The organism is Deltaproteobacteria bacterium (genome assembly GCA_016875225.1).
GTDB lineage: Bacteria > Myxococcota_A > UBA9160 > SZUA-336 > SZUA-336 > VGRW01.
Genome location: VGRW01000094.1, coordinates 1 through 12,024, shown reverse-complemented (window position 1 = coordinate 12,024; position 12,024 = coordinate 1). Strand labels below are relative to the sequence as shown.

At 69.1% G+C, this 12,024-nt stretch carries 14 protein-coding genes; 8 read left to right on the top strand and 6 right to left on the bottom strand.

What is annotated here, in order from left to right; all coding sequences use genetic code 11:
• From FJ108_16155 to FJ108_16145, 3 genes are all read left to right on the top strand, one after another.
• Nucleotides 1-997: HAMP domain-containing protein (locus FJ108_16155; protein MBM4337419.1), on the top strand; the 997-nt coding region annotated here is incomplete at its 5' end.
• Nucleotides 998-1,054: 57 nt separating this feature from the next.
• The gene (locus tag FJ108_16150) at nt 1,055-2,965 is read left to right on the top strand and encodes an LTA synthase family protein (GenBank protein ID MBM4337418.1); all 1,911 of its coding nucleotides are present in this window, start codon (nt 1,055-1,057) and stop codon (nt 2,963-2,965) included.
• Nucleotides 2,941-3,684, top strand: coding sequence for a phosphatase PAP2 family protein (locus tag FJ108_16145; GenBank protein ID MBM4337417.1), 744 nt, complete (start codon nt 2,941-2,943; stop codon nt 3,682-3,684). Before FJ108_16150 ends, FJ108_16145 begins: the two co-directional genes overlap by 25 nt.
• On the opposite strand, the gene FJ108_16140 is transcribed toward FJ108_16145, so the two are convergent.
• Together FJ108_16140 and FJ108_16135 are read right to left on the bottom strand one after the other, a co-directional pair.
• Nucleotides 3,681-4,379, bottom strand: coding sequence for a hypothetical protein (locus FJ108_16140; protein ID MBM4337416.1), 699 nt, complete (start codon nt 4,377-4,379; stop codon nt 3,681-3,683). The genes FJ108_16145 and FJ108_16140 overlap by 4 nt on opposite strands.
• 107 nt (nt 4,380-4,486) lie before the next feature.
• Entirely contained in the window at nt 4,487-4,783 is a 297-nt protein-coding gene (locus FJ108_16135) for a hypothetical protein (GenBank protein MBM4337415.1), read from the bottom strand.
• Nucleotides 4,784-4,982: 199 nt separating this feature from the next.
• Between FJ108_16135 and FJ108_16130 the strand changes: the two genes are divergently transcribed.
• The gene (locus FJ108_16130; GenBank protein MBM4337414.1) at nt 4,983-5,546 is read left to right on the top strand and encodes a cob(I)yrinic acid a,c-diamide adenosyltransferase; all 564 of its coding nucleotides are present in this window, start codon (nt 4,983-4,985) and stop codon (nt 5,544-5,546) included.
• Complete coding sequence (gene pyrE, locus FJ108_16125) at nt 5,543-6,145, top strand: orotate phosphoribosyltransferase (protein ID MBM4337413.1); 603 nt, start codon at nt 5,543-5,545, stop codon at nt 6,143-6,145. Before FJ108_16130 ends, pyrE begins: the two co-directional genes overlap by 4 nt.
• Here pyrE and FJ108_16120 read toward each other — a convergent pair.
• The 4 genes from FJ108_16120 to FJ108_16105 are packed head-to-tail and all read right to left on the bottom strand — an operon-like array spanning nt 6,108 to nt 10,391.
• Entirely contained in the window at nt 6,108-7,079 is a 972-nt protein-coding gene (locus FJ108_16120) for a hypothetical protein (GenBank protein ID MBM4337412.1), read from the bottom strand. The genes pyrE and FJ108_16120 overlap by 38 nt on opposite strands.
• On the bottom strand, nt 7,066-9,033 hold the full coding sequence (locus FJ108_16115; protein ID MBM4337411.1) for a protein meaA: 1,968 nt from the start codon (nt 9,031-9,033) through the stop codon (nt 7,066-7,068). The genes FJ108_16120 and FJ108_16115 overlap by 14 nt, the downstream gene beginning before the upstream one ends.
• Entirely contained in the window at nt 9,015-9,959 is a 945-nt protein-coding gene (locus tag FJ108_16110; GenBank protein MBM4337410.1) for an alpha/beta hydrolase, read from the bottom strand. Before FJ108_16110 ends, FJ108_16115 begins: the two co-directional genes overlap by 19 nt.
• 33 nt (nt 9,960-9,992) lie before the next feature.
• Complete coding sequence (locus FJ108_16105) at nt 9,993-10,391, bottom strand: response regulator (GenBank protein ID MBM4337409.1); 399 nt, start codon at nt 10,389-10,391, stop codon at nt 9,993-9,995.
• A 116-nt stretch (nt 10,392-10,507) separates the two neighbouring features.
• On the opposite strand from FJ108_16105, the gene FJ108_16100 reads away from it, so the two are divergent.
• The 3 genes from FJ108_16100 to FJ108_16090 all read left to right on the top strand — a co-directional run.
• The gene (locus tag FJ108_16100) at nt 10,508-10,996 is read left to right on the top strand and encodes a chemotaxis protein CheX (GenBank protein MBM4337408.1); all 489 of its coding nucleotides are present in this window, start codon (nt 10,508-10,510) and stop codon (nt 10,994-10,996) included.
• Nucleotides 10,997-11,015: 19 nt separating this feature from the next.
• Nucleotides 11,016-11,456 (top strand): cytochrome c-type biogenesis protein CcmH, encoded by a 441-nt coding sequence (locus FJ108_16095; protein MBM4337407.1) that lies wholly within the window; start codon nt 11,016-11,018, stop codon nt 11,454-11,456.
• Between the two features lie 139 nt (nt 11,457-11,595).
• A partial coding sequence (locus FJ108_16090; GenBank protein ID MBM4337406.1) for a hypothetical protein occupies nt 11,596-12,024 on the top strand: 429 nt, incomplete at its 3' end.

Below are 12,024 nucleotides of genomic sequence, written 5' to 3'. Positions count from 1 at the left end.
CCCCGGAGCTCGTCTCATCCGCGTCGCCGAGCGTCGCGACGGGCCTTGGATCATCCGCGTTGCCTTGGGGCTGGACGAAGCTCAACGCTGGTACTGGAACCTGCGCCGAAACCTCGTCAGGTCTCTGCCATTGATCGCGGGCCTCGGCGCGCTGGCCGCCTGGTGGGTCGCGAGGCGCATGCTGCTGCCGATCGCGGAGATCATCGCGCGCGCCCGCAGCCTCGGCGCCCTTCCCGATGGGAGCTTGCCGCGAACCGGATCCGGAGACGAGGTCGACCGACTCGCCGCCGTGCTGAACGACCTGCTGCAGCGAATTCGGTCGGAAGTTCTGCGCGTTCACCGCCTGACCGCCGACGTCGCGCACGCGCTTCGCACGCCGCTGACCGCGATCCGGGGCAACCTCGAGCTGCAGATCGGGCGCGCCGACGCCGCGAACGTCGACGTGCTCGAGTCGTCGCTCGAGCAGGTCGACGAGCTGGTCCGGCTGGTGAACCAGCTGCTGCTGCTCGAGAAGCTCGAGGCTCGGCCACTCGATTCGAAGGGGTTCGAGCGCATCGAACTCGTCGAGCTCGCGCGGGGCCTGATCGATCACCTGCAAGTGATCGGCGACGAGCGTGGGGTCACGCTCTCCGTCGAGGGCGAGATCAGCTTCGTGCGAGTCGATCCCGGACAGATCCGCCAGGCGCTCGCGAACCTCGTCGACAACGCGCTCCGCCACACCCCTCGCGGCGGCAAGGTCGATGTCGAGATCCGTTCGGCCGACGGGGTGGCCGAGGTGCTCGTGGCCGACACCGGGCCCGGCATCGAAGCCGGGGATCTGGAGCGCGTCTTCGAGCGCTTCCACTCGACGGCAGGGGACCTGGCGGAGGGCACAGGACTCGGCCTGCCGATCGCGCGCGCGATTGCGCGCGCGCACGGTGGCGAAGTCCGGGCCTCTTCGCCGCGGGGCGCTCTGTTCACCCTCGAGCTGCCGCTCGCGGACGGATCCGATCGTTAGAGAACTCTCACCGGCCGCTCACCCGCGTCCAATCGGGCTGGCGCTGTATTTGCCGCCATGCCATCGCGGTTCCGCCCCGTCCTCTCGTTTGCGCTCACCTTGCTCGCTCTCTTCGCACTGACGCGCGCGGCGCTCCTCGCGCGCGTGATCTCCGAGGTTCCCGTCTCGCCGGCTCTGCTCTTGCGGGTCTTCGGCTTCGGACTCGCGTTCGACCTCGCCATGATCCTGTATGGGTGCGTGCCCTTCATCTGGCTGCTCGCGGCCGCGCCGGAGCGGCTCTTGCGGACGAACGCGCTTCGCATCGCTCTGCACGCGTTCGCAATCGCCGGGCTCTTCCTGTTCTGCTTTGCGGCGCTCGCCGAGTGGCTCTTCTGGAGCGAATTCTCCGCGCGCTTCAACTTCATCGCCGTCGACTACCTCGTCTACACGCGCGAGGTTCTCGGCAACATCCGCCAGTCGTATCCGGTGGCTCCGCTGCTCGCGGTCGTGCTCGTGGCGGCGCTTGCGCTCTGGGCGTTCTCGGTCCGGGCCGCGATCGAGGAGGCGACGCGGCGCGCCTCCGGAGGGAGAATGCGCTGGGCGCTCCCCCTGGCCGCGGGACTGGCCGCACTCGCCTGCTTCGAGCTCACGCCCGAGCGGCCGCCGCGAATCGACGAGAACCGGTTCGCGAACGAGCTGGCCGCAAACGGCATCTACAATCTGTTCTCGGCGTTTCGCAGCAATGAGCTCGACTATGCTCCGTTCTATCTCACCGAGGACCCGGCCGACGTCTCGCGCGAGCTCCGCTCGCTCCTGAAGGATCCGCGCGCGGCGTTCGCGAGCGACGACCCGGTCGGGCTCACCCGCGATGTCGCCGCAGCGCACCCCGAGCGCCCCCTCGACGTGGTGCTGATCGTCGTCGAGAGCCTCTCCGCGAAATTCCTCGGCGCGTTCGGCAACCGCGAAGGGCTGACGCCCAACCTGGACCGGCTCGCCGAGGAGGGCCTCCTCTTCACGAATCTGCGCGCAACCGGGACCCGGACCGTGCGCGGCCTCGAGGCGATCGCCCTGTCCGTGCCCCCGACGCCGGGCTACTCGATCGTGAAGCGGCCGCAGAACGACAACCTGTTCTCGCTCGGCACGGTGCTCCGCGAACACGGCTATCACTCGCGGTTCTTCTACGGCGGCTATTCCTACTTCGACAACATGGGGCCGTTCTTCGCCGGCAACGGCTTCGACGTGATCGACCGCTCGAGTCTTTCCGGCGACGAGGCGGACTTCGCGAACGCCTGGGGCGTGGCCGACGAGTTCGTGTTCCGCCGGGTCCTTCGCGAGGCGCGCCGATCGCACGAAGCGGGCGAGAGATTCCTGTCGCTGGTGCTGACCACCTCGAACCACCGCCCCTTCACCTATCCGGACGGCCGGATCGACATCGCCCCCGGTGAGGGTCGCGCCGGCGCGGTGAAGTACACCGACTGGGCCATCGGAAACTTCATCGAGCAGGCGCGCAAGGAGGAGTTCTTCGCCGACACCCTCTTCGTGGTCGTCGCAGACCACTGCGCGAGCAGTGCGGGCGAGCTCGACATCCCGGTCGATCAGTACCACATCCCCATGATCGTCCTCGCGCCGGGCCACGTGAGCCCCGGGCGAGTCGACCGTCTGGCCAGCCAGATGGACGTCGCGCCGACGCTCCTCGAGCTGCTCGGTTTCTCGTACCGGAGCCGCTTCTTCGGCCGCGACATCCTGTCGCTCCCGCGCGAGGACGAGCGCGCGCTGCTCGGAACCTATCAGCGGCTCGGCTACCTCAAGGGGGACATGCTGACGGTGCTCTCGCCGGTGCGCCGCGTAGACGTGTACCGAATCCAGCCGAACGGAGAGCAGACGCCGGTGATGCGGCGCGCTGCCGGCGCGGGCGTCGACGAGGCCGTCGCGTACTACCAGTCGGCGAGCGCGGCCTTCGCGCGATCGACGCACCAGGGCAGCGATTGACTTCCGACGCGTCGACACAGCGAGAGAGCTCGCTGCGCTTCCACGCGCTCCACGCCGGAATACCGGCGCTTCTCGCGCTCGTCGTGCTCGGTGTCTTCGAGACGACGAGCCTCGACCTCCGCATCCAGGATCTCTTCTACGACCCGGTGACGAGGACCTTCCCGATCCGCGTGCACACCTGGTTCGAGACGGTGTTTCACGACTTCGGAAGAATTCTGGTGATTCTGCTCGGCGTCGCGCTGGTCGCGGCGGTGCTCTGGTCTTTCCGACGGCCCGCTCTGCGCCGTTGGCGGCGCGGCTTCCTCTACGCGGCGCTGTGTCTGGCCGCCGGACCGGTCGCGGTCGCGCAGCTCAAACACAACAGCGCCATTCACTGCCCGAACGACCTCGAGATCTACGGCGGCGACCAGCCGTACGTCCGGATCTTCGATCCAGTGCCAGCGGGTCTGGAGCGCGGGCACTGCTGGCCGGGCGGACACTCCTCGGGTGGTTTCGCGATGATGTCGCTGTACTTCGTGTTCCGCCGCGCGAGGCCGCGGCTGGCCCGGGCCTGGCTCGGCGGAGGCTTCCTATACGGGTTCGGCCTCGGACTCAGCCGAGTCGTGCAGGGATCGCACTTCGTGTCGCACAACCTGTGGGCGGCGCTCGTGTGCTGGGCGATCGCGCTGGTCCTCTACGAGCTGCTCCTGCGCCGCTACGACGGGCTGAAGTTCGACTAGAGCAGGAATTCTGCTGCGCAGTAGAGGACGGCCGTCAGTATCAGGCCGGTGTGGATCGTGCTTGAGACCGTCGCGAGCCACTTCTGCGTCGTCGCCGTCCCCTTGAAGATGTTCGCCTCGAAGAGCACGACGAGCAGCAGCATGATCGCGAAGAAGGCGCCGTACTTCGGCGTCTCTTCGTTCACGAGCGTCAGGTGCCTGGCCGCGCCCATGAAGAAGAGCATCGGGATCGAGAAGAGCGTGTTCGTGCGCGACGCGCGGCCCGCGATCGGCGCTTGCTTTGCGGCTTCCGGGTTCGCCTGGCCGCCGGCGGCCACCGCTTCGGCCGACGCGATCGCGAGTCGCTGCCGCGGCATGATCACGAACCAGACGTTGAACCACATGAAGCTGCCCAGCGTTCCTCCCGTGAGGATCAGCGCGTAGTAGGGCATCGAGCCGGTTCCCGTGACCATGTGGGTGATCACGATCAGCCAGCCGGTCAGGTACGTGACCATCGCACCCCAGCGGAACCACCACAGGGCATTGGGCACGAGGCCGCGCATCATCGCGCTTCGCGCTTGTCCGCCGAGGTCGGTCGCGAAGTACGGAGTCTGAACGAAGTTCAGGTAGTACAGAATTCCGATCCAGGTGATGCCCGCGAGAAAGTGGATCCAGCGCAGCAGGAAGAGAAAGCCCTCTTGGGTGAAAAGTGACATGGCTGCTGGTCTCCTCTCATGAGTCTCGACGCGGAGCTATTCGATCCAAGCCGCCGGGGCTTGTCAATCATCATGGATGCCGGGGAGTCAGCCGGATTTCGGGCGGACTAGCGGCCGCGGGTCTTGTCGGCGAACGGGAACGCGCGCCGCAGGGCTCGGCTCTGGCCCACGGCCTTCAGCCCGTCCGCCGGCCGCGACGCGAACATCCTGCGCGTCGGCACGAAGACGTCGCCCACCTTCTCGGCGCAGTATTCCGGCTTGCAGCCACACGAGCAGCGGTCGCTCCCCGCGCACGCCCCGCAGCAGAACCACTCCCCGTCCTTCCTCGTCGACGCGTAGCCGAGCGCGCACCCGCAGTGCGTGCACGTCCCGACCACCGGCGCCCGTCCTTCCATCTCGCTCATCCTGCTCCCATCCTCTCCTATCGATCGGAAATCTTCGCGACCTCCACAAGTGGGAGCGGGGGGCGCGCGCGGGGCCGGCCCTCGACGAGGAGGGTCGAAGGTCCTCCGGAGGGGACCCCCGAGGAGAGGCCGGCCCCGCGCGCGCCCCCCGCTCCCACACAATCGGCCTCGCCCGAGAGTGAAGTAGAATCCCCGACCGATGAAGATCTACACGAAGGGCGGGGACGCCGGGCAGACCTCCCTGTTCGGCGGCGAGCGGGTGAGCAAGAACGCGCCCCGGGTCCGGGCGTACGGGGATGTCGACGAGCTGAACTCCGTGCTCGGCGTGGCCGGAAGCGAGATCGACCACGACGACCTGCAGGCGATGCTGCGTGTGATCCAGTCGTCGCTCTTCGACCTCGGAGGCGAGCTTGCGACGCCGGCGCCCGACGCGACTGCGGAGAGAGCAGCGGGCTCGGCGCGAATCAGCGATCGCGACGTAGCCGAGCTCGAAGGCTGGATCGACGCCCTCGAGACGGAGCTCGCGCCGCTTCGGAACTTCATCCTGCCGGGGGGAGTGAAGGGCGCGGCGCTGCTGCACCTGGCGCGCACGGTCTGCCGTCGGGCCGAGCGCGAGGTGATCGCGCTCGGCGAGAGCGAAGCCGTGGCCGCGGTGCTGATCCGCTACCTGAACCGGCTCTCCGACCTGATCTTCGTGATGGCGCGCGTGATGAACCGTCGCGCCGACGTGGCGGAGCCGCAGTGGATCGGACGCGAGCGATGAGCCCGATCGACTACGCGAAGCTGCTCGTCTCGATCGGCGCGGTCGAGCTTCGCACCGACCCGGCGACCTGGTTCACCTGGGCGTCGGGCGAGCGCGCTCCGATCTACTGCGACAACCGCGTCGTGATCTCGTACCCGGCCGTGCGAACGCAGATCGCCGACGGCCTCGCCGCCGCGATCCGAGGCGCGCATCCGGATGCCGAGGTGATCGCGGGCACGGCCACGGCCGGGATTCCGCACGCCGCCTGGGTCGCCGAGCGGCTCGAGCTGCCGATGGTCTACGTGCGCGGCAGCGCGAAGGACCACGGCAAGGCGAAGCGCGTCGAGGGCCGGGCGCTCCGTGGCGAGCGCGTGGTGCTGATCGAGGATCTGGTCTCGTTCGGGGGCAGCGCGCTCGCGGCCTGCGAGGCGCTCGAGGCCGAGGGCGGCAAGGTGATCGGGGTGCAGGCGATCTTCAGCTACGGATTTCCGAAGGCCGCCGAGCGATTCGCGGCAGCCGGCGTGCCGGTGCAATCGCTCACCGGATACGACGCGCTGCTCCAGACGCTCGAGCTCGACCTCGTCACGAAGCGAGCGCTGCTCGCGTGGCGAGAGCGCTGAACGCGTCGAGCGCCGAGCCCGGAGTCGCGGCGACCAGCGCCTCGGCGGACTTGCCGCCGCCGACGCGCTCGATCCCGAAGCTCCCGTAGCGACGGACGAAGAGCTCGAGCGCCCAGGCGGCGCGCGCGCGCGCGCGGCGCAGCTCGAGCTCGCCGTGCAACAGGTGTTCGCGGTGGCTCGCGATCGCGGCGGCGAGCTCCGAGATGCCCGCGCCCGTCTGGCTGCTCGCGCCGATCACGGGGGGGCGCCAGGCGCCGGGCGCGAGCGTCGACAGGGCCAGCCAGCCCTCCAGGTCCGCGCGCGTGCGCGCGGCCTGCGCGCCGAGGTCCCATTTGTGGACCACGAGCACGTCGGGAATCTCGAGGATGCCCGCCTTCATGAACTGCAGCGTGTCGCCCGATCCGGGCTGGAGCACGAGCACGACCGTCTCCGCGACGGTCTCGACGTCGATCTCGCTCTGTCCGACGCCGACGGTCTCGACCAGGACGGTCTCGAACGCGGCTCGAAGCACGGCGACCGCGGCGCGCGTCGCCGGCGCGAGTCCGCCGAGCTGGTCCCGCGCGGCCATCGAGCGCACGAAGACGCGCTCCTCCGGGCGAAAGCGCAGGCGCGCACGGTCGCCGAGAAGCGCGCCTCCGGATCGTCGGCTGCTCGGATCGATCGCGACCATTCCCACGCCTCGCCCGCCTTCGAGGAGCTCGGGGATCAGCGCCCCGGCGAGCGTCGACTTCCCGGCGCCGGGTGGTCCGGTCAGGCCGACGACCGCGTGCGTGCGCGGCGTCTCGGCTTCGAGCCTTCCCACGAGCTCGCGCGTCGACGCGAGTGACTCGGGGCGGGAGTCCTCGACGCGTGCCAGCGCCGAGGCGATCGCGGTCGCCTCGCCCGAGCGCACGCCGCGCACGAGCGCATCGAGCTCCGTGTCAGGCGACGCCATGCGCCGCGGCGGCGATTTCGACCATCTCGCGCAGGATGCGCAGCACGTCGTAGTCGCGGGGCGTGTAGACGGCGGCGATTCCCTCGGCACGCAGCTTCGCTGCGTCCGCCTCGGGGATGATTCCTCCGACGATCACGGGAACCCGGGCGCGGCGCGCGATCTCGGGCGCGAGCGCCAGGTGCGACCCCGACAGGATCGAGAGCCCGACCAGATGCACGCCTTCCTGCAGCGCGGCGTTCACGATCTCGTCGTTCGTCATCCGGATTCCCTGGTAGACGACCTCGAGCCCCGCGTCGCGTGCGAAGATCGCGATCTGCTCCGCGCCGCTCGAGTGCCCGTCGAGTCCGGGCTTGCCGACCAGGAGCTTGAGCCGCCGTCCGAGCGCCGCGCTGACCTCGTCCACGCGCTTGCGCAGCGCTTCGAGCTGCGAGGCGTCGGAGCGCGGCACGGCCGCCGCCTCGATCCCCGTCGGCGCGCGGTACTCGCCGAAGACCGCGCGAAGCGCGTCCGCCCACTCGCCGGTCGTGACGCCCGCGTGCGCGCAGCGAACCGAAGCCTCCATCACGTTCGCGCCTGCGGCGAGTGCGTCGCGCAGGGCGCGCAGCGCCGAATCGACCTCGGCCTTGCTCCGCGCCGCGCGATGCGCGCGCAGGCGCTCGATCTGTTCGCGGCCCTGCGCCTCGTCGACCGACAGGATCGAGTCGCTTCTCTGCAGAAGCGGCGAGGGCTCCGCCTCGCGGAAGCGATTCACGCCCACGACGACCCGCTCGCCCGACTCGATCGCGGCCATGCGGCGCGCGTTCGACTCCACCAGCTCCCGCTTCATGTAGCCGGACTCGACCGCAGCGACCGCGCCGCCCTGTGCGTCGATCCGCGCGATCTCGGCCCAGGCGGCGGCCTCGATCTCGGCGGTCTTCCGCTCGATCACGATCGAGCCCTCGAAGATGTCCGGGTACTCCAGCACGTCCGTCTCGTAGGCCAGGATCTGCTGGATCCGCAGCGCCCACTGCTGGTCCCACGGACGCGGCAGGCCGAGCGCCTCGTTCCAGGCGGGAAGCTGCAGGGCCCGGCAGCGCGCGTCGCGCGAGAGCGTCACGCCGAGCGCCTCCAGGGTGATCCGCGGGACGTTGTTCTCGGGCTGCGCCTCGGTGAGCCCGAGCGAATTCACCTGCACGCCGTAGCGGAAGCGGCGCTGCGCCTCATCGGTCACGCCGTAGCGCTCGAGGCCGATCCGCTCCCACATGCGCGTGAACGCGCGGAGCTTGCAGATCTCCTCGATGAAGCGGATCCCGGCGTTGCAGAAGAACGAGATTCGCCCGAAGACCGGGCCGAGCTTCTCGCGCGGCACGCGCACCGAATCGAGCACGGCCATGGCGTTGGCGAGCGAGAACGCGATCTCCTGGACCGGCGTCGCGCCGACCTCCTGCAGGTGATAGGAGCAGACGTTGATCGGGTTCCACTTCGGAACCTGCTCGACGGTCCACTCGATCGTCTGGCGCGTCAGGTCGAGCGAGGGTCGCGGCGGGAACACGTAGGTTCCGCGCGACAGGTACTCCTTCACGATGTCGTTCTGCGTGGTGCCCTGGAGCGCGCTGCGCGCGACGCCGCGTCGCTCCGCCACCGCGACGTACAGCGCGAGCAGCCACGCGGCCGTCGCGTTGATCGTCATCGAGGTGTTCATCCGCTCAAGCGGAATTCCCGCGAAGAGCTGCTCCATGTCGGCGATCGATCCGATCGGCACGCCCACCTTTCCGACTTCGCCTGCGGCGAGCGGATGGTCCGCGTCGTAGCCGGTCTGCGTGGGCAGATCGAACGCGATCGACAGTCCCGTCTGCCCCTTGGCCAGATTCTGGCGGTACAGCTCGTTCGACGCGCGCGCGTTCGAATGGCCCGAGTAGGTGCGGAAGATCCAGGGTCGCTCGGTCACCAGATCCCCTAGCCGCCGAGCGCGGATCTCGCGAAGGCGCAGATCGAGGCGACCGCGCGCTCGCCGGCGTCGATTCCCGGAAAGACCATGAAGTCGTGCGGCATTCCGGCGTACGACTGGAGCTCCACCTTGCGCCCGGCCTGCTCGAGCTTGCGGGCGAAGCGCACCCCGTCGTCGAGAAGCGGGTCGATCCCTCCGACCACGACGAGCGTCGGGGGAAACTGCGACAGGTCTGCGCGAAGCGGGCTCGCGAACGGATCGCTCCAGTTCTCGGGACGCACGTAGCAGTCGCGGAACCAGGTCATGATCTCGGTGTCGAGCACTCCGTCCTCCGGACCGAACGTGCGAAGCGAATCGGAGTCGAGCGCCATGTCGGTCCAGGGGCAGAGGAGCAGGGCGGCCGTGGGCGGCGCTTCGCGCGCGGCGATCAGCCGCAGGCAGACCGCGGCCGAGGCGTTGCCTCCGGCCGAGTCTCCCGCGACCGCGATTCGCGCGGGATCGCCACCGAGCTCGCGCGCGTTCGCGCGGACCCAGCGAAACGCGGCCAGGCAGTCGTCGAGCGGCGCGGGGTAGCGGTTCTCGGGGGCGAGTCGGTAGTCGACGCTGACCACGATCGCGCCGACGCCGACGCAGAGCTGCTTGGTCAGCTTCTCATGGGTCTCGGGGCTCATCACCACGTAGCCGCCGCCGTGGAAGAAGACGATCACGGGGAGCGAGCCCGACGGCTTCTCGGCTGGCGAGAAGACGCGCGCGCGAAGCGCTCCCGCGGGGCCGGGAATCCGGATCTCCTCCTCCTTTCCCACGGCAGGCGCGCCGGCGGCGAGAAACGGAGCGAGCGCCCCGAGCCCCTCGCGCACCGGCCCCGGCTCGAGCACGCGCTGCGCGCGGTTGGCGCCCATCATGTCGAACAGAAGCTTCACCTGGGGATCGAGCGGGGCGCGGGGGTCGGGCACGACGGGTCTCCAGCGGTCGGTTGGAGCCCTACACTAACATCCGTCCGAGCGGATGTGAGCCGCGAGCAGCGCCCGGAGCTTGGCCTGCAGCTGGTCGGACGTGAAGGGTTTGCGCAGGTAGTCCGTCGCGCCCGCCGCGACCGACTCCTCGATTTTCTCGAGGCAGCCCTCGGTCGTGATGATCAGGATGGGGACGTCCGGAGAGACGGTCGGATCCCGGCGCGCGCTGCGCACCAGGGACAGCCCGTCCATTCCTGGCATGTTGATGTCCGAGAGCACCAGGTCGAACTCGGACCCGCGAAGCGCGAGCAGGGCGCTCGCTCCGTCTGCGGCCTCGGTCACGCTCCAGTCGCCGAAACCCGCGTCGCGAAGGCCCTTCGCGATGATCTTGCGCATCGTCGCGGAGTCGTCCACGACAAGAACCCTGGGCATTCGATCTCCACAGAACGGGCGCACGCGGCCGTAGCTCGCTCTTCGGTCCAGGCGTGGCGGGGCTGAAGCGTCGGGAGCGCTTCAGGCGGGTACATGCGAGGTCGAGAAGAGAGGCGATGGCGCCGCACGAGCTCGCAGAGATCATCCGCAAGTCCACGCACAGCGTGTTCTCGACCATGCTCGGAACGGAGCTCGCTCCGCTCGAGGCGCTCGACGATCCCAAGCCGTTCATGGCGAGCGAGGTGATCGGCTTCATCGGCATGGCGGGCGACTTCGCCGGATACGTGTCGATCCACCTCTCGAAGGGGCAGGCCACCGACTTCACCGCACGCCTGATCGGCGTGGACGTCGACGAGATCACGTCGGAGGACGAGATCCGCGACGCCGTGGGCGAGATCACCAACATGATCGGCGGCAGCGTGAAGACGTCCCTCTCGCCCCTCGGGGTGGTCGAGATCGCGCTTCCGACGGTGCTGATGACTCCGAAGGCGGATCTTCGCGTCCAGGGCGCGCGCGGGGTCGCCGTGCCGTTCGAGGACTACACGGGCGTGTTTCACGTCGATCTGATCCTGAGCGACGGCCTGGATCCGAGGCGAAACGGCTGAACGGAGCTATCCTCCGGCGATGAAACGCGTCGCCCTGGCTCTGGTTCTCGCGCTCTTCGCAATGACCGCGTCCGCGCAAGACGAGGTAGAGCTCGAGCGCGCCCGCGCGGCCCACGAACTCTCACGCGAGCTGATGAGCCCGTACTGTCCGGGCCGCACGCTGGCCGACTGCCCCAGCCCCGACGCTGGAGCGGTGCGCGAGGAGATCCGCGATGCGCTTCGCGCCGGTGAGTCGAGCGAGGCGATTCGCGCGCGCATCGAGCAGCGCTTCGGCCAGAAGGTGATCGGCGTACCTACGTCGATGCTCGGCTGGCTGATCCCCATCCTTCTTCTCGTTGCCGGCGCCGTCGTGCTCGCGATCGTGTTGCGCCGCGCGCTGAATCGTCCCGCGCTCTCGCCGCGCGTCTCGCCCGAGATGGTGACGCGCCTCACACGAGAGCTGCGCGACCTGGAGCGCTAGCGAGCTCCGCATCTCTCGCGCGCAGCTTCGCGCGCAGCCGTGAGCACTGGCCAGGTTTCTCTCGCTCGAAGCGGATTCATCGCTCTGCGAGTGAGAGGCGTCACGGTGTAGTTTTCGAGATCGCCGATCTCTACAGGCGATGGAAAAGCGTTTCGTTTCGCACCTGCTCTCGTCGGCGTTCGTGATCCTGGCTCTCGTCGCCGCCGCTCCCGCACAAGCGCAGCTTCGCAGCCACGAGCTGCGCTTCGTTCCTCCGACCGATGCGCGCGTCGTCGGGTTCCACGTCTACGTGAGCGCGGGCTCGATGTCCTTCGCGGATTGGCGCGACGACGTGAACCACATCCCGCCCGTCGACGCGAGCGGCGCGGCCTCGTTCGTGCTGACCGACCTGGAAGCGTACGACGACGTGTTCATCGCGATGAAGTCGTACGACGAGGCCGGCCAGGAGTCCGCGTTCTCGAACCAGATCGTGCTCGCTGCCGTGCAGGAGTGCGCGACGACCGGTTGCAACGACGGAAATCCGTGCACCCGCGACACCTGCACCGCGACCGGCTGCGCGTTCGATTTC